Source organism: Curtobacterium sp. 9128 (genome assembly GCF_900086645.1).
Classification (GTDB): domain Bacteria; phylum Actinomycetota; class Actinomycetes; order Actinomycetales; family Microbacteriaceae; genus Curtobacterium.
Map to the genome: position 1 here is coordinate 142564 of NZ_LT576451.1, position 23556 is coordinate 166119.

17 protein-coding genes are annotated in these 23556 nt (G+C 70.2%); 3 read left to right on the top strand and 14 right to left on the bottom strand.

Translation table 11 applies throughout. The features are described 5' to 3' along the window. Positions 1-71: 71 nt before the first annotated feature. Entirely contained in the window at positions 72-689 is a 618-nt protein-coding gene (locus tag QK288_RS00730; protein ID WP_281265922.1) for a TIGR00645 family protein, read from the top strand. Here the strand turns inward: QK288_RS00730 and QK288_RS00735 are convergent. The 8 genes from QK288_RS00735 to QK288_RS00770 form a co-directional block, all read right to left on the bottom strand. Then, on the bottom strand, positions 655-1644 hold the full coding sequence (locus QK288_RS00735) for a hypothetical protein (protein ID WP_281265923.1): 990 nt from the start codon (positions 1642-1644) through the stop codon (positions 655-657). The genes QK288_RS00730 and QK288_RS00735 overlap by 35 nt on opposite strands. 356 nt (positions 1645-2000) lie before the next feature. Then, on the bottom strand, positions 2001-5009 hold the full coding sequence (locus QK288_RS00740; protein ID WP_281265924.1) for a glycoside hydrolase family 38 C-terminal domain-containing protein: 3009 nt from the start codon (positions 5007-5009) through the stop codon (positions 2001-2003). Positions 5010-5038: 29 nt separating this feature from the next. Continuing rightward, a complete protein-coding gene (locus tag QK288_RS00745; RefSeq protein ID WP_281267636.1) occupies positions 5039-5869 on the bottom strand; it encodes a carbohydrate ABC transporter permease in 831 nt (276 codons plus the stop codon). Between the two features lie 65 nt (positions 5870-5934). Then, complete coding sequence (locus QK288_RS00750; protein WP_281265925.1) at positions 5935-6885, bottom strand: sugar ABC transporter permease; 951 nt, start codon at positions 6883-6885, stop codon at positions 5935-5937. Between the two features lie 106 nt (positions 6886-6991). Further along, on the bottom strand, positions 6992-8350 hold the full coding sequence (locus QK288_RS00755; protein ID WP_281265926.1) for an extracellular solute-binding protein: 1359 nt from the start codon (positions 8348-8350) through the stop codon (positions 6992-6994). A gap of 282 nt (positions 8351-8632) precedes the next feature. Then, a complete protein-coding gene (locus tag QK288_RS00760; protein ID WP_281265927.1) occupies positions 8633-9463 on the bottom strand; it encodes a PhzF family phenazine biosynthesis protein in 831 nt (276 codons plus the stop codon). 202 nt (positions 9464-9665) lie between these two features. After that, positions 9666-12035, bottom strand: a complete 2370-nt coding sequence (locus tag QK288_RS00765; protein WP_281265928.1) for a lamin tail domain-containing protein — start codon at positions 12033-12035, stop codon at positions 9666-9668. A gap of 159 nt (positions 12036-12194) precedes the next feature. Continuing rightward, positions 12195-13442, bottom strand: a complete 1248-nt coding sequence (locus tag QK288_RS00770; RefSeq protein WP_281265929.1) for an ROK family transcriptional regulator — start codon at positions 13440-13442, stop codon at positions 12195-12197. A gap of 119 nt (positions 13443-13561) precedes the next feature. On the opposite strand from QK288_RS00770, the gene QK288_RS00775 reads away from it, so the two are divergent. Both QK288_RS00775 and QK288_RS00780 read left to right on the top strand, forming a co-directional pair. Then, on the top strand, positions 13562-14014 hold the full coding sequence (locus QK288_RS00775; protein ID WP_281265930.1) for a GNAT family N-acetyltransferase: 453 nt from the start codon (positions 13562-13564) through the stop codon (positions 14012-14014). Continuing rightward, positions 14014-14412 carry an MGMT family protein gene (locus tag QK288_RS00780; RefSeq protein ID WP_281265931.1) on the top strand — a complete coding sequence of 133 codons (399 nt, stop codon included), beginning with the start codon at positions 14014-14016 and terminating at the stop codon, positions 14410-14412. The genes QK288_RS00775 and QK288_RS00780 overlap by 1 nt, the downstream gene beginning before the upstream one ends. Here QK288_RS00780 and QK288_RS00785 read toward each other — a convergent pair. The 6 genes from QK288_RS00785 to QK288_RS00810 all read right to left on the bottom strand — a co-directional run bounded on the left by QK288_RS00785 (position 14409) and on the right by QK288_RS00810 (position 23540). Beyond that, on the bottom strand, positions 14409-14834 hold the full coding sequence (locus QK288_RS00785; RefSeq protein WP_281265932.1) for a DUF805 domain-containing protein: 426 nt from the start codon (positions 14832-14834) through the stop codon (positions 14409-14411). The two genes, QK288_RS00780 and QK288_RS00785, sit on opposite strands and share 4 nt — an antisense overlap. Positions 14835-14871: 37 nt before the next feature. Next, complete coding sequence (locus QK288_RS00790; protein WP_281265933.1) at positions 14872-16791, bottom strand: ABC transporter ATP-binding protein; 1920 nt, start codon at positions 16789-16791, stop codon at positions 14872-14874. After that, positions 16788-18596 carry an ABC transporter ATP-binding protein gene (locus QK288_RS00795; protein WP_281265934.1) on the bottom strand — a complete coding sequence of 603 codons (1809 nt, stop codon included), beginning with the start codon at positions 18594-18596 and terminating at the stop codon, positions 16788-16790. The genes QK288_RS00790 and QK288_RS00795 overlap by 4 nt, the downstream gene beginning before the upstream one ends. 709 nt (positions 18597-19305) lie before the next feature. Further along, positions 19306-20925 (bottom strand): bifunctional phosphoribosylaminoimidazolecarboxamide formyltransferase/IMP cyclohydrolase, encoded by a 1620-nt coding sequence (gene purH / locus QK288_RS00800; RefSeq protein ID WP_281265935.1) that lies wholly within the window; start codon positions 20923-20925, stop codon positions 19306-19308. Beyond that, positions 20922-21515, bottom strand: coding sequence for a phosphoribosylglycinamide formyltransferase (gene purN / locus QK288_RS00805; protein WP_281265936.1), 594 nt, complete (start codon positions 21513-21515; stop codon positions 20922-20924). The genes purH and purN overlap by 4 nt, the downstream gene beginning before the upstream one ends. A gap of 30 nt (positions 21516-21545) precedes the next feature. After that, positions 21546-23540, bottom strand: a complete 1995-nt coding sequence (locus QK288_RS00810) for a DUF6350 family protein (RefSeq protein WP_281265937.1) — start codon at positions 23538-23540, stop codon at positions 21546-21548. Positions 23541-23556 lie beyond the last annotated feature (16 nt).

Genomic DNA, 23556 nt, shown 5'->3' on the forward strand with positions numbered 1-23556 from the left:
TCGCGCGCCCGGGAACCTGTCGGATCGTTCGGGGAGAGTCCTGCTCCCGCCGATCACTCGCGAAGGACCCCGTGACCGACACGCTCGAGCAAACCCCCGCCCGCCCGACCCCCAGCACAGTCGAACGCCCCACGCGCCCCGCCGCACGCGCGATCGGTTCGTTGATCTTCCTGTCCCGATGGCTGCAGGCGCCGCTCTACCTCGGGCTCATCGTGGCGCAGATCGTCTACGTCGTCGTCTTCATGGTCGAGCTCTGGCACCTCGCCGAGACGGTCATCGCCGACCCGTCGCACATCGACGAGGCGACCATCATGCTCTCGGTGCTCGGGCTGATCGATGTCGTGATGATCGCGAACCTGCTCATCATGGTGATCATCGGCGGCTACGAGACGTTCGTGTCCCGCGTCAACGTCGACGGGCACCCGGACCAGCCCGAGTGGCTCTCGCATGTGAACGCGAACGTCCTCAAGGTGAAGCTCGCGATGGCGATCATCGGCATCTCGTCGATCCACCTGCTCAAGACGTTCATCGCGGTCGGCGACCTCGGCCGCGCGGGCGGCGGAGCGCTCGCCGGCGAGAGCTACACGTCAGAGGGCGTGCTGTGGCAGGTCGTCATCCACATGGTGTTCATCGTCTCCGCGGTCGCCCTGGCGTTCATCGACCGGATCTCCCGCCGGAAGGCCCACTGACCCGGCCCGACGACGCACCAATCCGACCCGACGGCGCCGGAGTCGGAGTCGGCGTGCGTCCGGCGACATCGCGAGCACTGTGAACGGGTCGCGCCGGGCAGGGCAGGCCGGCCGCACGAAGCCGACCGGTCAGCGCGTCGAGATCGAACAGATCGCGCCATTCGAGCCGGACCACCGTGCGCACCCCTGGCACCGTCAAGAGGTCTTCGTGACGCCGCTTCTCGTCGATGAAGACCTGATCCGGTGTCCGGCCGTTGCGGAAGGCGGCATCCGTGTACTTGGCGCGACCGTCGATCTCGATGACGACGCCCTGTTCGGGGAACCAGAAGTCGACGGCGTAGCGATGCCCGCGCACCACGAACTCCTGTTGGAGGACCGGGGAGGGCAGGTTGAGCTCACGGAACACGACCCGTGCCAGCGATTCAGCCGGCGATCCCGATCGCCCGTCGGCGAGTTCGATCGACAGGCTTGCGGCGAGACGCCCACGGTGGTGTGGCAGGCCGTTCAAGGACCGCGTCAGTTGTCGTTTCGTGACGCCTCGCCGAAGGGCTGCGTCCGCCACCATCACGGTCTGGCGGATGTCTCCGGTGAGGGCGATGTCCGCGACGGTCCGCGACAGACTCGTCACCGAGAGCCCCTCGTGCCGAACGACATCGTCGGATGTGATCGGCCGTGTGTGGAGCGCGAGTGACACGGTTCTGGCCCGGTACTGGCTCTTCGGCACCGTCAGGTGCACGTCCTCTGGCCACGGACCGAGCCAAGGGAGCCCGTGGATGGCGGCCGCGGACGCGTGCGACGCCACCGCCGCTGCACTTCGCCGCCCGAGTCTGGCGTAGACCCGCGTGACGTACCGCCGACGTGCTCCGGCCGCATCCCACTCGGCACCGCGCACGAACGCGTTCGGACCGACGCGAACGAGGCGGTCGGGCCCGTCGCCCGCGGCTCGTCGGCGCATGGCGGAACCCGATCGTCCGGGTTCGCGCATCTCGTTCGCACGGAAGATTGCGAGTGGTCGTTCCATGCCCCCACGATCGCGGCCGGACACGAGGCGGACCGCACAGAACGCGGCAACTGTGGACGAGCCTCCAGGCTGCCGCCTCTGTGCAGGGATGACGTTCCTGCCCATCGCCCGGGCGATGGAAAGCACTTTCGCGCGTAGGAGGTCGGAACAACCGACCTCCTACGCGCGTTTCGGCCTCCCACGCGCGAAACAGCTGCCTACGCGCGAAACGCCCCCACGCACGCGGAGCTGCCACCCCGCGCGACACGACGCCGGACGAGCGCACCCGTGCCCGTCCGGCGTCGCGGTCCCTACGCCCGCTGCACCCGCAGCGTGACGATCTCGAACGGCCGCAGCGTCAGCGACACGGGCGAGCCCGCGTCCCACGACGCGCCGAGCGGCCGCTCGAGCAGGTCCACCTGCGCCACCGAGGCGACGTCGAACCCGAAGTCCACGCCGACGTCCGTGGCACGACCGCCGAGTCCCTCGTAGAGCCGCACGATGACGTCCCCCGACCGGTCCTCGGCGAGCTTCACGGCCTCGACGAACACCTGCGGCGACGACACGACGACGAGCGGTGCCACCGAAGCCGAACCGGCGACGGTGCGCACCGGCAGGTTGAGCCGGTACCCGGAGTCGGCGGCGTCCAGCACCGACTCACCGACGCGCAGCACCGTGCGGAACACGTGGTGCCCCTGGTCGGCGTGGGGGTCGGGGAACGTCGGGCCGCGGAGGAGCGACTCGCGGACGAGCGTCGTCGTCCCGCCGTCGGCACGCGTCGACCGGGTGATGTCGTGCCCGTAGGTCGAGTCGTTCGCGACGGCGACACCGAACCCGGGCTCGGCGACGTGCACCCACCGGTGCGCCGAGGTCTCGAACCGGGCGAAGTCCCACGAGGTGTTCTGGTGGGTCGGCCGGTCGATGTGCCCGAACTGGATCTCGCTCGAGGCGACGCTGGCCCGCACGTCGAGCGGGAACGCCAGCTTCAGGAGCTTCTGCTGCTCGTGCCAGTCGACCTCGGTCTCGATGGTGAGCTCCGGTTGTCCGGCGACGGCCGAGTAGCGCGTGGTCACGGTCGACGAGCCGACCGGACGGACCACGACGAGCGAGTCCCCCTCGACCGACACCGACGTGGCCGACAGGGCGTTCCCGTTGCGCTGGTACGCGCGGTCGATGTCCCACGCCTCCCACTGGTTCGGGGTGTCGCGGAACACGGTGTACTCCGCGGCGACCGTCCCGGGCGCGATGGCGTCGCGTCCGGTCGCGTGCTCGACGAACGACACGACGTGGCCGGCCGCGTCGACGGTCGCGACGACCGCACCGGTGTCGAACACGAAGTGGTCGCCGGAGCGGACGGGAGGCACGTCTTCCGGCTCCGAGCCGAGGGAACCACCCAGGGCGGTTGCGTCCCCCGCACTGACGGGCGACGCATTGAACCGCACGACGGTCCCGTCGGTCGAGCCGCCCGCGAGCGCGGTCGTCGCGGTGCCGATCAGCCCCTCGAGCGTCTCGGCGACGAGCCGGTAGTTCTCCTCGGCGTTCTCGTAGACCCACGCGATCGAGGAGCCGGGCAGGATGTCGTGGAACTGCTGCAGCAGGACGGTGTGCCATGCCTCTTCGAGCTGCTCGTAGGGGTAGTCGAGCCCGAGGCGCACGGCAGCGGTCGCCGCCCAGAGTTCGGCCTCGCGGAGCAGGTGCTCGGAGCGTCGGTTGCCCTGCTTCGTGCGGATCTGCGACGTGTAGGTCCCGCGGTGGAACTCGAGGTACATCTCGCCGGACCAGACGCCGGGGACCGGGAGCTCCTGCTCGAGCTGCTCGAACACCTGCGCCGGCGTCCCGAGGTCGACGCGGGGCGAGCCGTCCAGGTCGTGCTGACGGTGGGCTGCTGCGACCATCTCGCGCGTGGGACCACCGCCGCCGTCGCCGAAGCCGTAGAGCAGCATCGACGTGTTCGCCGTGCCGCGCTCCTTGTTCTGCCGCTCCCCGCGGTGCAGGTCGGCGGGCGAGACGTCGGAGTTGTACGTGTCCGCCGGGGGCAGGTGTGTCAGGATGCGGGAGCCGTCGATCCCCTCCCAGTGGAACGAGGTGTGCGGGATGACGTTCGTCTCGTTCCACGAGGGCTTCTGCGTGACGAACCACTTCGACCCGGCTGCCCGGACGATCTGCGGCAGCGCCCCGGTGTACCCGAACGAGTCCGGGAGCCATGCCTCCGGGGTGTCGATGCCGAACTCCTCGAGGAAGAACCGCTTGCCCGCGACGAACTGCCGGGCGAGCGCCTCACCGCCGGGCAGGTTCGTGTCCGACTCGACCCACATGCCGCCGACCGGGATCCACCGTCCTTCGGCGACCCGCTGCTTGATGCGCGCGAAGATCGACGGGTACTCGTCCCGGATCCACGCGTACTGCTGGGCTGAAGAACACGCGAAGGTGAAGTCGGGATCGCGGTCCATCAGGTCGAGCACGTTCGAGAACGTCCTGGCGCACTTGCGCTTCGTCTCGCGCACCGGCCAGAGCCAGGCGGAGTCGATGTGGGCGTGCCCGACGGCGATCGCCCGGTGCGCCGCTCCACTCGCGGGGACCGACAGCACCGGTGCCAGGACGGCTCGGGTGGCTGCGGCCGTCCCGGCGACGTCGTCCGGGTCGAGCGCATCGGCGGCACGCTCGAGCGCCCGGAGGATGTCCGCGCCACGGGTGCCGTCGGTCGGCAGCTCCGCCATGAGCCCGCGGAGCACCCAGAAGTCCTGCTGGAGCTCCCACACCGTGTCGTCGCGCTCGACGACCTCGAGCGCGCGGAGCCGGTAGATCGGCTTGTCGCCGGCGGTCGTCCGGGAGCCGAGCGGCGTCGCACCCTGGAAGGAGTCGCCGCCGATGTCCGGGTTCGCCCCGGCCTCGACGTAGAGCTCGAACGACTCACCTGGTCCGACGGCGAGCGGCACGGCGTTGTTCCGCGGCTCGATGGCCTTGATCGTGGTGCCGTCCGGCCGGTACGCGAGTCCCTCGGCCTGGAACCCGGGGTGGCGCTTCGTGAACCCGAGGTCGACGAGCAGCTCGGCGGTGGTGCCGTCAGCGGTGCCGAAGCCCTCGGGCACCGTACCCGTCACCTTGAACCACGTCGTGCCCCACGGCCGTCCGCCCCACGCCGAGCCCACCGTGAACGGCGTGAACTCCTGCGTGACGGCGTCGGCGAACGGCACGGGTTCGTCGGGCACCTCCCACGCCGTCACCGTCACGGGTGCCGACCGGCGGTGGACCGCCGGGTCGATCCGGTCGCGGACGAGGCGGGCGATGCGGGCCTCGACGAGCGGTTCGTCCTTGTGCATGGAGTTGCTTCCTTTCGCAGGGAGTTCGATCAGCCCTTGATGCCGCCGGCGAGGGCGTTGCCGCCGCCGAGGCCTCGAGAGACGACCACGTAGAGCGCGATCACGGGCACGGAGTAGAGGATCGAGAACGCCGCGAGCTGCCCGTACGCCACGGCGCCGTACTGCCCGAAGAAGTTGAAGATGCTCACCGCGGCGGGCACCTTGTCGGGCGACAGGAGCAGGACGAAGGGGACGAAGAAGTTCCCCCACGCCTGGATGAACACGAAGATGAACACCACGGCGATCCCGGGGCGCATGAGCGGCACGACGATGCGCGTCAGCGTCGTCATCATCGAGGCGCCGTCGGTCCACGCCGCCTCCTCGAGCGAGATCGGCACGGAGTCCATGAAGTTCTTCGCCATCCAGATCGCCATCGGCAGGCTGGACGCGGCGAGGAAGAAGATGCAGCCCCACACGTTGTCGATCAGGTTGAGCGACACGAACAGGCTGTAGACGGGCACCATCATCGCCGTGATCGGCAGGCAGGTGCCGAACAGGATCCCGTAGAGGAACGGCTTGTTCACCCGCATCTTGTACCGGGACAGCGGGTACGCCGCCAGCAGCGCGACGACCACCGTGATGAGCGCGCACCCGCCGGAGAGCAGCAGGCTGTTCGCGAGCGGGATGAACGACAGCTCCGGTGTGAGCACCTTCGTGAAGTTGTCGAGCGTGAGCTGCGACGGCACCTTCACCGACAGTGAGGCGTTCGCGTCGACCGATGCGAGCACGAGCCACAGCAGCGGCACCGCGAAGCAGATCGCCACGATGAGCAGCACGATGTTCGACACCCAGCGCATGGTCCGCCCGCGGGGCGAGGTCATGTGCAGCGCACCGGGAGCGGTCACGGATCGGGTGGTCGTGTCGGGACGAGCAGCGGTGATCGCCATCAGTCCACCTCCGGCTTCAGCGCCCGGATGTAGACGATCGAGAAGAGCGCCCCCACCACGAGCAGGATGGTCGCGATCGCGGTCCCGAAGCCGAGCTGCGAGAACTTGAACGCCTCCTGGTACGCCAGGATCGGCAGGGTCGACGAGTCCGTTCCCGGACCGCCGGCGGTCATCACGTAGATGAGGGTGAACACCGACAGCGTCTGCAGCGTCGTCAGCATGAGGTTGGTGGAGATGGACCGCCGGATGACCGGGAGCGTGATGTAGACGAGGCGCTGCCAGCCGGTGGCGCCGTCGACCTCGGCCGACTCGGTGATCTCCTCGGGGACCTCCTGGACGGCGGCGGAGTACACGAGCATCGAGAACGCGGTGCCGCGCCAGATGTTCGCCAGGATGATGCTGAGCATCGGGAGCGCGTACAGCCAGTTCGGCCCGGTGATCCCGATCAGCCCGAGGAACGAGTTGAGCGTGCCCTTGTCGTTGAAGAACGCGTACGCGGCGAACGCGGCGACGATCTCCGGCAGGACCCAGGCGGCGACGACGAAGGTGCCGACGAGCCCGCGGATGACCTTGTTGGCGTTCCGCATGAGGAGCGCGAGCCCGAGGCCGACGACGTTCTGGCCGACGACGGCCGAGGCGATGAGGAAGACCAGCGTCAGGACGACCGACTTCGGGAAGTCCTTGTCCTGGAACAGGTCGATGTAGTTCTTGAAGCCGATGAACTGCTGGTTCGCGGCGCCGGCGCCGGTCAGTGCGGAGTTCGTGAACGACCCGTAGAACGACGAGATCACGGGGCCGAGCAGGAAGATGACGAGGAGGACCACCGCGGGGAGGAGCGGGACCGCTCGTCCCACGTTCCGCAGTGGGCGCCGCTTGCGCGGCACGGGTGGGTCGGTGCGCTTCGGCGAACCGGGCGCCGACAGCGTCGGCGCGATCGGGGTGCTGGTCATGCGGGTGCCGCCTTCATGGGGTGCTGACGGAGCTCAAAAGGGGAGAGACGGACTGGAGGCTCGGGGCACGTGGCGAGCCGTGCCTCCAGTCCGTCATGTGGTCACGTCAGCCGACGTCGACCGTCTTGTCCTTGCCGACCACGCCGATCAGGGACTGGTCGTACGTCGCAGCCGCCTGTTTCGGCGTCTGCTGGCCGGTCATCACCGATTCCATGGCGACCTGGATGGCGTTCGAGATCTGCGAGTAGTCACTCGTCGCCGGGCGGAAGTTCGTGTGTTCCACGAGCCCGGAGAAGAACTTGAACGTCGGGTTGGATGCGTCGTACTTCGGGTCCTCGGAGACGTCCTTGCGAACAGCGATCTGCGAGTTCTCGATGTCGTACTTCATCGAGCCGTCCTTGTTGAGGAACGTCGAGATGAAGTCGAACGCGGCCTGCGGGTTCTTCGAGTTCTTGCCCACCGCGAGCGTCCAGCCACCGGACATGCTGTTGTAGCCGGGAGCCTGCCCGTTCTGCGTCGGCATCGGCGCCTGGCCCATCACCGTCGACCAGTCGGCCCACGGAGCGGTGCCGGACTTCAGCCACGTGCCGGACTGCCACGACCCGTCGAGGTCGATCGCGAGCTGGCCCTTGGGGAGCCAGGTCTGCGCGATCGTGGTGCCGACGTTGGTGTCGAGCGCCTGCTGCGGTGTCGGGCCGAGGCCGCCCTGGTAGACGTCCTTGATGAACTGCAGGGAGTCCTCGAACTGCTTCGAGCCGGTGACCCACTTGCCGTTCTTGTAGAGCGTGTTGCCCTTGCCGTCGGCACCGTACAGGAGCATCTCGAAGCCCTGCATCGTCGACGCCTCACCCTGCGGCTTGCCGGAGTAGACGTTGAACGGGATGACGTCGGGCTTCTTCTCCTTGATGGTCTTCGCCGCCGCGAGCACGTCGTCCCAGGTCTTGGGCTGCCACGGGACGGGGAGGCCGACCTCCTTGAAGATGTCCTTGTTGTACCAGAGCGCACGGGTGTCGGTACCCATCGGGACGCCGTAGATCTTGCCGTCGTCGCCCTGACCCGCCTGCTTGGCGTTGTCGTAGAACTGGTCCCACTCCTTCCACTTCGCCGTGTACTTGTCGAGTGGCAGGAGGTAGCCGGCCTCGGCGTCGGCCTTCACGAGGAAGGTGTCTTCGTACATGACGTCGGGAGCGGTGGCCGGGGCCTTGTTCATCAGCGCGAGCTTCGTGTAGTAGTCGTTCTCCTGCGCCTGGATCGGCACGAGGGTGACCTTGACGCCAGGGTGCTCCTTCTCGTAGGTCTTCTTGACGACCTTCATCTGGGCGTCGAGCTGTTGGAAGGAACCGAACTTCTGGTACGCGATCTTGATCGTGTCACTCGAGGCGGACCCCGAGCTCGAGCAGCCCGCCAGGCCGAGCGCGGCGACTGCCACGGCTGCGAGTCCGGCGATGATTCGGGTGCGTTTCATCGGTGCTCCTTTGCACAGGTGATGTGTGCGCGGGCCCCATCGCTCGCGTACAGGGGTTACTCCAGCGTATGGACTTATTGCTTGTCAAGGGGTCCCCGGAGATTGACGCACGGTTCGTGACCGAGGGTGCGCTGTCTCGCGCGGGGCCGGAGGGCCGAATCGCGGGGGGCCGGAGGGTCGAATCGCGCGTAGGAGGTCGAAACGCGCGTAGGAGGTCGGTTTTTCGGACCTCCTATGCGCGACCTGGCTTCGTATCGCAGGCGTTGTGGGCGAGTTCGTGCGTCAGATCGGGGTCGCGCCGCCCCGGACGGTGATGCCGCCGGACGCGGGGACGTCCACGTGCAGGATGCTCGGGCGACCGACGTGGCGGCCCTGCCGGATCACGACGTGGTCCCCAGCGCCGGCCTTGCCGATCGCGCGGAGGTAGGCGCCCGTCGACGCCGCGGCGGATCCTGTTGCGGGGTCCTCGGTGATGCGGCCGACCGGGAAGAGGTTCCGCGCCTCGTACTCCCCCGGGCCAGTCGGGTGCAGCACGGTGACCGTGCCCGCCCAGCCGCGCTCGCGCTTGAGGTCGGCGAGCGCCGCCGGGTCGAAGCGGAACTGGTGGAAGCGCTCCGCGTCGTCGAGCACCACGACGGGGTGCCAGTTGCCGGCGTAGGACTCGAGCAGCGGGTACCCGTCGGCGATGTCGTCCGCGGTCAGGCCGAGCAGCTCGAGGAGCGCAGCGGGATCGAAGTCCCGGGTGGCCGGTTCGACGCTCGTCATCGCGACCTGGACCGCTCCGTGCTCGTCCCGCGTCGCGTCGAGTGCGATGTCGCCGGCGATGGTGGTGAACGTCCGCGGGCCGGTACCGTGCCGTTCCGCGAGGGCGACCGCGAGCGCGACGGTCGCGTGGCCGCAGAACGGGACCTCGGCGCCAGGCGAGAAGTACCGCACGCGGAGGCTGTGTGCGGTCTCGCCCGTGACGAACGCGGTCTCGGGGTACCCGACCTCGGCAGCGATCGCGAGCATCTCCTCGGCGGACAACGCGCTGGCGTCGAGGACCAGTCCGGCGGGGTTGCCGCCCCCTGGTTCGGAAGCGAACGCGGTGTAGCGGAGGACGTCTGGCTGCATGCTCCCAGCGTGCCACGGACCGGACGCTCGGGCTGGCTGGCCGAATTGCGCGTGCGAGGCGGAAACGCGCGTAGGTGGCTCGAACTTCCGACCTCCTACGCGCGTTTCGACTTGCCAGCGCGAGTGCCATGGGTCGAAACGCGCGTCCGCAGGACTGGAGGCACGGTGCCAGCTGGCACCGTGCCTCCAGTCCGCTGTCTGGCTACGCGACGCTGGCGCGGCGACGGCGCACGACCAGCACGCCGGCACCAGCGGCGAGCAGCAGCAGCGCTGCGGCGATCCCACCCGTGAGGTCGGCACCCGTGAACGCCAGCGCACCCGTGACCGGATCGATTGTGATCGTCGTCCACCCGATCAGCGTCCCGTCAGCAGCCGTCACCACGATCCGGTGCGGCCCCGCCGGAGCATCCGCCGGGATCGTCACCCGCACGCTCCCGTCAGCCGCGACCGTCACCGTGCCGAGCAACGTCGGCGTGGAGAACATCCACACGTGCACCCGCTGCCCCGCGTACTGCGCCCCCACACCGATCGTGATCGTCTCACCCGGACGCGCCGACGACGGCGCCGTGACCGTGCCACGGTTCGCATCCGTCAGGGACGACTCCGACGGAGCAACCGGCGCCGAACCAGCACCAGGAGTCGGAGCGGGGGTCGAGCCACCACCGGTGCCACCACCACCAGGCGTCGTGCCCGGGCCGGTCGGGTCCGTGCCGGGGTCGGTCGGCGGCGTGCCACCGTCGTCGGTGCCCGGGTAGGTGCCCGTCCGCAGCGAGAAGCCGTCGGTGTCGTTGTCGTCCGCGTAGAACGTCCGACGGACCCCGTCAGTGCTGCCGTCCGTGATCGCGAAGCCCTCGTTGGCGAGCGCGCGGTCGGCGTTCGCCGGCGCCTCGTACACGGTGTCGAGCGTGAAGACGCCGTCCTGGAGGGTGTAGAGCGCGGTCCGGCCGGCGCAGGCGTCGTCACAGACCACCCAGAGCGCGTCGAGCGTCGGGTCGAACTGCACGTCGGCGACGACCGCGAACGGCGAGGCGATCGTGGCGACCCGCTGGAACGAGCCGTCGTCCATCAGGGCGTAGGCGTAGGTGCTCGCGGTCCCCTCGACGCCGACGAAGAAGAGCCCGGCACCGTGCCCGGCGTAGGTCGACGGCGAGTACGCCGCTCCGGTGTGCTCGTCCCTGAAGCCGTGCGCGGTGAGCCAGGCGTCGGGGATCCAGGTGACGCCCTCGAGGCCGGAGTTCGCACCGAGGCCGGGGAAGTCGGCCGCGAGGTTCCACTCGTCCGTGGCGTTGAGCGCCCGCTCGGAGCCGTCGGACGTGGCGAAGCGCAGGACCGCCGGACGACTCGTCGAGGACACGTCGTTGTTGCGCTCCGTCGAGACGTAGACGGCGCCGGGGTCGTCAGACGTCACCGTGACCCCCTCGGCGTCTGGCGTCCCGGAGCCGTCGGCGTAGTGCAGCGTGGTGCCCGCCGCGTTCGACGGTGCCCAGCCCCCCGCGCCGTCGGAGACCATGCGGTAGAGCAGGCCGTCGCCGTTCTGGACACCCCAGAGCACCCCGCCGTCCTTCGCGGTCGCAGAGGGCTGCCAGTCGAGGCCGCTCAGGTCGCCGGAGAAGGTGTCCTCGTCGTCGAGTACCGTCTCGTCCGGGCTCCCGGGCCAGGCCTTCGCCGTGATGACGCCGGCGAACTCGTTCGCGGCGCCCTTCGTCGGCGAAGCGGTCACGGCGAAGTCGCCCGTGCCGTCCGGGTTCCGGCCGAAGGTCGTGGCGGCGTGCGCGGTCCACGAGTACGAGTCGACGAGCTCACCGGTCGGGCTGAACAGCCGCGCGGAGTCGGCCTTGCCGAGCCCGAAGCCGAAGTCGGCCTCGTCGAGGACGGTGAACCCGCCGGCGGCGATGGTCATGCCGACCGGGATCGGGTAGCCGTGGGTGTCGTCGTCGTCCTTGAAGACGTACCCGCTGAGGTCAACCGAGGTCGTGCCCGTGTTCGTCAGCTCCACCCAGTCACCCGGGACACCGTCCTGCGACTCGACCTCGTTGATGCGCACGGGCGACGAGCAGTCGTTCGCCGCACCCTTGGTCGACTTCGTGGTGTCGACGAGGGCGCCGGTGCCGTCCGGGCAGCGGCCGTACGTGACCTTCGCGTGCTGCTGGTACGCGAAGTCGAGGACGAGCGCGCCCGTGGTGTCGAAGATCCGGACCTCGTCCGGGTTCCCGAGCCCGAAGTCGAAGCCGTCCGCGGTGGTCGACTTCCCGTTCAGCACGAAGTACCCGCCGGGTGCGACGACCGATCCCGCGGGGAGCACGTAGGGGGTGTGCGCGTCGCTGTCGTCGAGCATCGAGTACCCACTGATGTCGATCGCTGCGGACGAGGTGTTCTTCAGCTCCACCCAGTCGACGTCGTCGCCGTTGGACTCGACCTCGTTGATGACGAGGCCGTCGGGTGCGGCGGCGGTCGGCGTCGCGGCGGTGGCAGTCGGCGTCGCGGCGACCGCCGGTGCGCTGGCGAGGACGCCGGCGACGAGCACGGCACAGGTCGCGGCTGCTGCGCCGAGGCGGAGGACAGGGGTGGGCATGCAGGATCCTTCGAGCGGGACGGCGGGGACCTGCACGACTGTTCAGCACCCGGGCGTCCGGCCGGTGTCGCGGCGGTGAACGACAGGTGTCGCCACGAACGCCTCGGCAACAGACGTACCGGGCGCCCGCCCGACAGCGCCGGAAGGACCAGGCCCCCGTCAGCGCCGGATGAGCAACGCGCTCGCCCGCGGCGACAACGCGGCGTCGAGTACCAGGCAAGCGGCACCCACCGCGGCGACGTCCGCCCCACGGTCGCTCTCCACGACGGTGACCGGGTGCTTCGGGACGAGGAGCGGCGACCCCGTGATCGCCGCACGGGCAGCGGGCAGCGCAGCAGCCGAGATGCGGGACCAGAACGGGCCGCCGAACACGACGCGGTCGATGTCGAGCAGGTTCACGATGAGCACGGCAGCGCGCCCCATGACGGTGCCGGCGTCGGCAGCGAGCTCGAGCGCCGTCTCGTCCCCGTCGTCGATGGCCGCCGCCAGCGCGTCCCACGCTCGGTCGACCGCCTCGACGTCCGACGGTGCGACGACCCCGAGGTCGAGCCCCCGCGATGCGGCGATGCCGACGAGACGCTCTGGCGCGACGGCGGATCCCACCTCACCCCGGTCGGCAGCGCTGTCCGGCGTCCCGCTGAGGACACCGAGCTCGACCATCAGGTGTCCGGCGTCTCCCGCGTTCGCGCCGGTCCCGCGCACGGGTTCGTGGTCGATGACGAGCCCGACGCCGAACCCGGTCCCGAAGTACACGAACGCGAAGTTCCTGGCCGACGACTCCCCTGCCAGGAACATCTCGCCGACCGCGGCCGCGGTGACGTCCTTCTCGAGGAGCACGGGGTGTCCGGTGGCCTCGGCGAGGGCGTCCCGCAGGGGCACGTCCCGCCACCGGGGCAGGAACGGCGGGTCGACGACGATGCCGGCGTCGATGTCGATCGGACCAGGACTGGCGATGCCGACACCGAGCACGGAGTCGCGATCCACCTCGGCGTCCGCGATGAGGCGGTCGACCGCCGAGGCCATCGTCCGCACCACCTGCTCGGGGTCGTCGGCGGTCGGGGTGGAGGTGGTGGTCGACCCGACGACGGTGCCGGCGAGGTCGAGCAGCACGTAGGTGACGACGGCCGGGTCGACGTGCACACCGACCGCGAACCGGCTGCCCGCTTCGAGCCGGAGGATGGTCCGGGGCTTGCCGCGCCCGGACACGATCGTGCCCGACTCGACGATCATCCCCGCGTCGATGAGGAACCGGGTGACGTTCGACACCGTCTGCGCGCTGAGCCCGGTGCGACCGGCGAGCTCCACGCGGCTCAGCCCGTCGGGCGACCGTCGGACCGCGTCGAGCACGACGGTGCGGTTGAACCCGCCGATCGACGGCAGGTTCGCGCCGCGCCGGTGTTCCGCCATGTCTGGACCATATCGTGCCGACTCCGCCGTGCGACCCACCGTGTCGCCGACCCTCTCCGCCTCACCCGGGACGGGCGACCCACTGGCCCCCGCACGGGTACCACCGTTAGCCTGACCGCATGACGGACCTCCGCCTCGAAGAACTCTCCGCAGCGACCGCCGCCGCGGCCAACTCCCTGACGCTCAAGCCGGGGCAGGAGCAGTTCGTGCAGCCCACGACCTACGGCGTCGCCGAGTCCGACGTCAAGCCGAGCGCGTCGTGGCCCCGTGTCGTGCTCGACGGCGACGAGGTCGTCGGACTGATCATCGGCAGCTTCGACGCCGAGAACCCGCAGGAGGAACTGCAGGCGTGCATCTGGCGTGTCAACGTGTCCGCCACCGCACAGGGCAGGGGCATCGGGCGTTTCGCGGTGCACGGTCTCGCGGACGAGGCCCGCAGCCGCGGCTTCGAACGCCTCACCGTCGTGTACGAGCCCGGCGAGGGCAGCCCCGAGGACTTCTTCCGCGCGGTCGGCTTCGACGTCGTCCGCGAGACCCAGTACGGCGACCACTTCGCGGTGCTCTCGCTGTAGTGGAACCGGCAGCACCGCTGGAACCGGCAGCACCGATCGACGACTTCGGCATCGCCGTGGCCGAGGTGGTGCGCACGATCCCACCGGGTCGCGTGATGACCTACGGCGACGTCGCCGCAGCCCTCGGTTCGAAGGCGTCCCGCGCCGTCGGCAAGGTGATGGCGCACGAGGGCGCAGACCTGCCGTGGTGGCGCGTGGTGCGGTCCGGCGGGCTCCCGCCCGTCCACCACGAGGCGCGCGCGCTCGAGCAGTACCGGGTCGAGGGCACGCCGCTCACGTGGCGCGACACGACCTGGAGGCTCGACATGCGTCGGGCGCGCTGGTCACCCGACGCGGGTGGTCCGGACCACACCGGTCACGACGAGCGCGACCCGAACTTCCCCCGCGACCCGTTCTAGAGGTCGAAGCGGGTGCCCTTCGGGTTCGACGGCAGCAGGAACATCACGAAGAGGACGAGCGACCCGATGCCGGGGAGCACGTGCAGGAACTGCCAGAAGCCGGAACGGTTCGCGTCGTGGAGCCGGCGGGCGCCCAGCGCGAGCGAACCGACGAGCGTCGCGAGCGCCCAGAGCACGAACAGGTACGAACCGACCGGGTTCTCGAGCATCGCGGTGTCCGGCGTGAAGATCTGCGGCACGAGCTGCAGCACGAGGCCGATGGCCAACGAGGTGATCCACCACCACCAGAACTCCGCGCGTGACGCCCGCCCGGTGAACACGGTGTACTTCCGCCAGAAGCGCCGGACGGCCTCGGCGAAGGGCGCTCCGTAGAAGGGGTCGCGCAGGGCCACGCCGCCGGGCTGCGGACTGTCGTTGGTCATCCCCCAAGCCAACCACGTCCTCCAGCCCGGCAGCGCGCTACACCAGCGAGTCGCGCCAGGCCGCGTGCAGCTGGGCGAAGCGCCCGGTGCCCGCGATCAGGTCGTCCGGCGTGCCGTCCTCGACGATCTTGCCGTACTCCATCACGAGCACCCGGTGGGCGATCGCCACGGTCGACAACCGGTGCGCGATGATCACCGCGGTCCGGTCGGCGAGCAGCGTCTCGAGGCCCTCCTGCACGAGTCGCTCGGACGGGATGTCGAGCGACGCCGTGGCCTCGTCGAGGATGAGCACCTTCGGGTCCGCGATGAACGCCCGGGCGAACGAGAGCAGCTGCCGCTGGCCCGCCGAGACACGACCGCCGCGCTTGTTCACGTCGGTGTCGTACCCGTCTGGGAGCGCCATGATGAACTCGTGCGCGCCGACGGCCTTCGCCGCGGCCTCGATCTCGTGGCGCTCCGCCCCCGGCTTGCCGAGCGCGATGTTGTCCGCCACGGTCCCGGAGAACAGGTACGCCTCTTGCGTCACCATGACGATCGCACGGCGCATGTCCCGCGAGTCGAGGTCGCGGAGGTCGACGCCGTCGAGCTTCACGGACCCCTGCGACGGGTCGTAGAAGCGCGCCATCAGCTTCGCGAGCGTCGACTTCCCCGCACCGGTGGACCCGACGAGCGCGATGGTCTGCCCTGCCGGGATGTGCAGGTCGAACTCCGGGAGCACGACCTTGCCCTTGTTGTAGGCGAACACGACGTCGTCGAAGTCCATCTTGCCGTGGGCGTCGGCGAGCTTCGTCGGCTTCACGGGCTCCGGCACGCTCGGCCGTTCCTCGAGGACGCCGGAGATCTTCTCCATCGCCGCCGATGCCGACTGGTACCCGTTGTAGAACATCGCGAGTTCCTGCGCCGGGTCGAAGAAGCGCTTGGCGTACAGCGCCACCGCGAGCAGCGCACCGACCTCGAGCGTCCCGCCGACGACCCGGAAGCCACCGACGATGACCACGGCGGCGAGCGTCGCGTTGCCGATGAGCACGAGCACCGGGTCGAACGTCCCGAACAGGTTGAACACCTTCGTGTTCGCCACCCGGTAGTCCTCGACGTAGCCGCCGTACTCGTCCCGGTTGCGCGACTCCTTGCGGAACGCCTGCACCGCCCTGATGCCGGTCATCGTCTCGACGAAGTGCACGATCACCCGTGCCGACGTGACACGGGTCGCCCGGAACAGCGTCTGCGAGTTCGTCTGGAACCAGCGGATCAGGAACCAGAGCGGGACGAGCGACACCGCGAGCACCAGCCCGGACGTCGGGTCGAGCGAGACGAGGGCCACCGCGGTGAACCCCATGTACAGCACGCCCTGGATGAGCTGGTTCAGCCCGGAGTCGAGCAGCTCGCGGATGGAGTCCAGGTCGCTCGTCTGGCGGGAGATGATCCGGCCGGACGTGTACGTCTCGTGGAACTCGAGCGACAGCCGCTGCGTGTGCAGGAACACCCGCTTGCGGAGGTCGAACAGGATCGCCTGGCTGATGCGCGCCGCGAGCACGGTGTACCACGCGGTGAGCACCGCACCGGCGACCGCCACAACGATGTAGGTCGCGACGACGCCGAACGCCGGCACCCAGTCGTTCTGGTCGAGCACCGCCGGCAGAGCGTTGTCGATGCCCCACGCGATGAGTGCCGGGCCGGCGACCTGCCCGCCCGTCGACACCACCACGACGATGCCGAGCAGGACGAGCCGGAGCTTCAGCGGAGCCGCGAGCGACCCGAGCAGGGCGAGGGAGCGGCGCCGCAGGCGCTTGCTCTCCGCCTTGGTGAAGTCCTCGCGCTCCTCGCCGCGCACGCCCAGGGTGGTGATGGATGCGGTGATCGGCGCGGCAGTCTGCGTGTCCGCAGCGTCGTCGGTGACCGGTGCCGAGCCTCCAAGCCGGTCGGTCGTGCCGACGGGACGGTTGTCGTGCTGGCTCATGCCATCGCCTCCTCTCGGGTGTTCGCGTCGTCGTCGTCGAGCGACGAGATGACGTAGCGGTAGTGCTCGTTGGTGGCCATCAGCTCCGAGTGGGTGCCGACGGCGGTGATGACGCCGTTCTCCATGAGCGCCACGCGGTCGGCGAGCGTCACGGTGGACGGACGGTGCGCGACGATGAGCGACGTGGTCTCGGCGAGGACCCGGCGGAGTCCTGCCTCGACCCTGGCCTCGGTGTCGACGTCGAGCGCCGACAAAGGGTCGTCGAGGACCAGCACCGACGGTCGCGCGGCGATCGCGCGGGCCAGTGCCAGACGCTGCCGCTGCCCTCCGGACAGCGAGAGCCCCTCTTCCCCGACGCGGGTGTCGACGCCGTCGGGCAGGTCGTCCACGAAGGACGCCTGCGCGATGTCGAGCGCCTCGCGCATCAGGGCCTCTGCTTCCTCACCCTCGACGTCGGGGCGACCGAGCAGCACGTTCTGCCGCACCGTCGTCGAGAACAGGGTGGCGTCCTCGAACGCGACACCGACGTGGCGACGGAGTTCCTCGCGGGTCAGGTCGCGGATGTCGACGCCGTCGATCGTCACCGACCCACCCGTCACGTCGTAGAGCCGCGGCACGAGCGACAGGAGCGTCGTCTTGCCGCACCCGGTCAACCCGACGAGCGCCATCGTCTCGCCGGGCTGCAGCTGCAGCTCGACGCCGTTGATCAGGTCCGCGTACTGCGGCGGCGAGTCCTGGTACCGGAAGTGCACCGCGTTGAACGACAGCGCCCCGTGCGGCTCGGCGATCGTCTTCGGTTCCTGCGGGTCCGTGATCGTGTTCTCGGAGTCCATGACCTCGAAGAAGCGGTCGACCGCCGTGCGGGTGTCGAACGTCATCGAGAGCAGGAAGCCGATCGACTCGATCGGGAACCGCAGCACCGTCGCCGTCGCGAAGAACGCGAACAGCTGCCCGACGCTGAGCTGCCCCTGGCTCGCCAGGTAGATGCCGGCGAGGAGGCACAGCGCGAACGCGACGTCCGGCACGAGCAGCAGCCACAGCCAGATGCTCGCGATGGCCTTCGCCTTCTTGATCTCCGTGCCGCGGAGCGCCTCGGCCTGCTCGCTGAACTCCTCGAGCTTGTAGCCGCCGCGACCGAACGCCTTGAGCACGCGGATGCCGTGCACCGACTGCTCGACACTGGTCGCGAGGTCGCCGACCTGGTCCTGGCTGCGGCGCGCGACGACGGAGTACCGGCGCTCGAACAACAGCCCGTTGATCCAGAGCGGGATCGAGGCGATGAGGAAGATCAGCCCGAGCAGCCACCCGAAGGTGAACAGCACGACGAAGCCGACGACGATCGTGACGATGTTCACCACGAGCAGCACGACGCCGAACGCCAGCCACCGTCGGATCAGTGACAGGTCGGACACGGACCGGGACAGCAGCTGCCCGGACTCCCAGCGGTCGTGGAACGCCACGGGCAGGTCCTGCAGCTTGGCGTACAGCGCGTTCCGCATGCTGGTCTCGATGCGGGTCGACGGGCGCATCACCATCCGGCGGCGCGAGGCGATGAAGAACGCCTCGAGCACGCCGAGGGCGAGCACACCGAGGCCGGCCGGCCAGATCTGGGCGGAGTCCTTGGAGGACAGCGGCCCGTCGACGAGCCACTGCAGGACGTAGGGGATTGCGAGCGCCACCAGGGAGGCACCCATCGCCGCGGCCATGCCGGCGATGAGGCGGCCCTGGTAGGGCTTCACGTAGGGGTAGATCCGCGCGATGGCACGGAAGGTGGACGGGCGCGCCGTGGTGGGCGACTTGGACATGCGTTGCGTCCTCATGCGTCTGCCGAGACAGGCAGGTCGGTCCGTCGGTTGCTCGGATCCGGCCTGGAGGCTCGGTGTGCGTTGCGTGGTCATCATCAGCCGGGCGCGTGGTCGCGCGCCACCGCCGTCGCTTCCGTGACGTCGGTCGGGCCGGTAGGCGCCGAGGGACACTCGTCCCCCGGGTTCTCAGCGGGGTGGTTCGCGGTCGCCGAGCTGCTGTCGTGTGCAGGTGCGGCGCCGCGAGGCCGTGGGAACGGCCTGGCTAGGCGGCGGCCGCGGCCCGTCGGGGTCGCGGAGCGGGAGTGGTCCCCACGAGGGACACGAGACCTGCCCGGGCAGCCGTCGCCACTGTTCCGGTCGTCGTGTTCATCGTCACTCCAGTCGTCGTCTTCGTCACCGTTGTGTCCGCGGTGCCGCCGGCTCCTGGGAGTCGTCGGCGTGCCTGTCGCGGAGCCTTACAGACTATTCGCAGCGACTCTCAGCGCGCAATAGGCTTCGTGCGCTTTTGCCAAATCCGTGGACGAAACCCCGCCCTGCCCGCCCTGCCGGTACGGCCCCGCCGAGGTTCCGCGCTGCCCCGAAGGCCTGACCGGTCACAACACCCCGCTCAGCTCTGCGGAGTGGTCAAGATCCGTCGCTAACACGCCGCGCGCGCGACGATCCACGACCACTCGACGACACACACGCGGGGTGTCGTGACCAGTCGGCCTCAGTGGAAGAAGTGACGCTCGCCCGTGAAGTACATCGTCACGCCGGCTGCCTTCGCCGCGGCGATGACCGCCTCGTCGCGGACGCTACCCCCGGGCTGCGCCACCGCACGGACACCGGCGTCGAGCAGCACCTGGAGCCCGTCGGCGAACGGGAAGAAGGCGTCGGACGCGGCGACCGACCCGGCAGCGCGGTCCCCGGCACGGTTCACGGCGAGGTGGCACGAGTCGACCCGGTTGACCTGCCCCATGCCGACACCGACGGACGCGCCGGCGTTCGCGAGCAGGATCGCGTTCGACTTCACCGCGCGCGAGGCCTTCCACGCGAACGCCAGGTCCGCCAGGGTGGCGTCGTCCGCGGGCTCGCCCGAGACGAGGTTCCAGGTGGACTGGTCGAACGTCGTGAAGCGGTCGGCATCCTGCACGAGGAACCCACCGGAGATCTGCTTGACCTCCCGCGGGGCGAGCGCGAAGTCCGCGGGCAGCGTGAGCAGGCGGATGTTCTTCTTCCGCGACAGGATCTCGAGCGCCTCGGGGTCGAACCCGGGTGCGACGACGACCTCGGTGAAGATGTCCTTGACGGTCTCGGCCATCGCGACGGTGACAGGACGGTTCGCCGCGATCACCCCACCGAACGCCGACAGCGGGTCGCAGGCGTGCGCGGCGGCGTGGGCGGCGGCGATGGGGTCCGCCGCGTCGACGGGTGCGATCGCGATGCCGCAGGGGTTGGCGTGTTTGATGATCGCCACGGCTGGTGTGTCGAAGTCGAACGCCGCACGGACGGCCGCGTCGGCGTCGACGTAGTTGTTGTAGGACATCTCCTTGCCGTGCAGCTGCGTCGCCTGCGCGATGCCCGTGCCGCCGTCGGAGGTGTACAGCGCCGCCGCCTGGTGCGCGTTCTCGCCGTAGCGGAGGGTGGCGTGCAGCGAACCGCCGAGCGACAGCGTCTCGTCGAACGCTCCGGGGGTCTCGATGTCGTGACCGGCGGCTGCGACCACGTCGGACGCGAAGTAGGACGCCACCGCGGTGTCGTACGCCGCCGTGTGCGCGAACGCCTGCGCGGCGAGGCGCTTCCGGAGCTCGAGCGAGGTCCCGCCGGCACGGACGGCCTCGACGACCTCGGCGTAGGAGGACGGCGACACGACGATCGCCACGTTCGGGTGGTTCTTCGCCGAGGCGCGGACCATCGCGGGGCCGCCGATGTCGACGTTCTCGACGACGGTCGCGGTGTCGGCACCGGACGCGACGGTCTCGACGAACGGGTACAGGTTCACGACGACGAGCTGGAACGGCTCGATGCCGAGCTCACCGAGCTGCTGCTCGTGCGACTCGAGGCGCAGGTCGGCGAGGAGCCCCGCGTGCACCGACGGGTGCAGGGTCTTCACCCGACCGTCGAGCGACTCGGGGAAGCCCGTCACGCTCGCGACGTCGGTCACGGCGTAGCCCGCGTCACGGATCGTCTGCGCGGTGGACCCCGTCGACACGATCTCGACACCGGAGTCGGCGAGGGCTCCGGCGAGCTCGAGCAGGCCGGACTTGTCGCTCACCGAGATGAGCGCGCGACGCACGGGCACGACGTCCCGGTCGCGGTACAGGCTGGGGTCGGCTGCGTGCACGCTCATGCGCTCGTTGTGCCCTTCAGGTCGGTGGTGCCGTTGGCGATGTCGAGGATGGTCTGGATGAGCAGGCGCCGCTCGACCGGTTTGATGCGATCGTGCAGCGTCGACTCGGAGTCGCCGGGGAGCACGGGGACGCGCTCCTGGGCGAGGATCGGGCCGCTGTCGACGCCGTCGTCGACCTTGATGACGCTCGCGCCGGTCTGCCCGACCCCGGCCGCCAACGCGTCACGCACGCCGTGGGCACCGGGGAACTCCGGCAGGTACGCGGGGTGCGTGTTGATGATCGCGGGACCGAACTCGGACACGACGGCCGGCGGCAGCAGGCGCATCAGCCCGGAGAGGACGAGGAGGTCTGGCGACCAGGGCCGGATCTGCTCGGCGAGCGCCTGGCCCCACTCGGCACGGGTCTCGTACCGGGAGAACGGCACCGTGAAGGTCGGGATCGAGTACTCCTCGCCGAGACCGAGTCCCTCGGCGTCACGGTCGGCCCCGATGGCGACGACCCGCGCGGGGTACTCCGCATCGCGGGTCGCTTCGAGCAGGGCCCGGAGGTTCGATCCGGCACCGGAGATCAGGACCACCAGTTCGAGCACGGGGACAAGCCTACCGGCGGTGGTGCGCTGCTACGCCCGGTCGTCCTTGGGTCGGCGCCACCACGGCAGCTCGTCGTCGGCGATCTGGTCGGTGGCGTCCCACCGCGGCTGCTGGGTGGGCGCCGGTGCTGCCGACTGCTCGTCGACGTCGTCGCGCCCTGCCACGAACTCCTCGGTGCTCCAGGGGAACGCCGGCTGTTCGTCGCGAGCGCCCGCGACCTCCGGCCGCTCGGGACGGTGCCGGTCCGGACGGTCGTCCGGTGCGCTGTCCGGCCGCTCGGCATCCGCACCGGTCACCCGGTCGCGCAGGTCTCCGGCTCGGTCGCGGATCCCGCTGGCCCGCTCACGCAGGTCGTCGGCACGGCCACGGACGCCGTCGGCAGCGCCGCGCAGACGGTCGCGGATGCTGCCGCCTCGGCGGAGCGGCTCGGACGACGCCGGTGCGGTCGTCGGCGACACGACGGCACCGGTGCGCGCCCACTCGGGGATCTCCACATCGGCGTCCGCGTCACGGTCCGGGGCCGACGCCGGACGGGAGGCCCGTGGTGCGTCCGCCTGGCCCCGCACGTCGTCCTCGATGGTCTCGGTCACGGCATCGCCCGGCTCCGGCGCTCCGGCTCGCGACGGCACGTCCGCGCGGCGCGCACCGTCGTGCGCTTCCTCGACCGCGAACCGGTGCACGTCGGTCGTCCGCCCGGCACCCGCACGATCGAGCGCGTCGAGCAGCGAGCCCTCGGCCTGCACCGACGCAGCGTCCTGGTCGTCCTCGGTCTCGTGCCAGCGCTCCCGGGTCCAGGTGCGCTCGGGCATCCGCACGAGGTCCTGCCCGACGGCGAGGGCCACGATCGCCGGCACGCCGACCTCGAGCGCGGCGAGCGAGCCGACGACCAGCGCGTGCGGTCCGACGTCGGCCAGACGCCCCGGCCCGAACGACCCGGACGACAACCAGGCGACGAGACCGGTGAGCACACCGGCGACGATCCCGGTCGCGAGGCCGCCGGCAGCGCGGTGCAACGCGCTGTCCTCGGACCCGAGTGCGCGGACCAGGCGCGGTCGCAGCAACCCACCGACCGCGAACCCGGCGAGGACGGGGACGAGCACCCACAGCAGACCGAACGTGTGTCCGGACGACGGCAGCGCACCGAAGACCGGGATGCTCGGGATCGGCCCGAGGGTGGTGCCGATCGGCGAGACGCTCGAGCCGGTGCCGATCGCGAACCCGGGGCCGACGAGCCACGAGGTCGCCCAGCCGACGAAGTCCGGCAGGAACGCCAGCTGCCCGATCGTCAGCGAGATCCCGCCGACGACCCCGGCGTGCGAGCGCTCGTACAGGGTGATGACCTCGGCGAAGGAGCCGAAGAGCAGGAAGCCGACGACGACCGCCGCTGCGGCGACGACCATCGCGCTCGCAGCGGTACCGGCTCGCAGTCCGAAGCCCGCGACCGAACGCCACACCGCCGGCACGCGGTCGAGCTGCCCGATGACCCACGCGGTGACCGGATCGGCCGGCATGGAGCGACGACGACGGCAGACCTCTGCCGCGACGAGCGCCGGGATCCCGAACCACAGCGCCGGGAACACCACGGCCTGCCACACGGTCGGCTGCGTCGCCGCGGACGTGGAGGACAGCGCGAGGCCGAGCCCGAGGGCGGCGACCACCCCGGTGCCGACGAGCACGCCCGTGACGCGGTGCTCCGTCTCGGCGAACCGTCGTCCGGCTCGCCCGCCGAGCCATGCCGTGACGAGTGCGAACCCGAGCGCGGCGAGCGTCACCGAGATCGGGTCGGCGGCACCGCTGACCCCGGAGGCCTTCGCGGTGGCGGCCCCGAGCACGAACGTCACGTCGACGCCGTGCCCGACCAGCCAGACGCTGCCCGCTGCCTTCCAGAACACGTCCCAGTCGATCTGCAGGCCGTACTCGAAGCCCCAGAGGAGCGTCAGCGGCACGAGCGCGATCCCGATGCCCACGCCGACCGTCACGATCGCCTCGACGGCGGCAAGCAGTGCGGTTCCCAGGCGGTTCATCGCAGCGAGGATACGG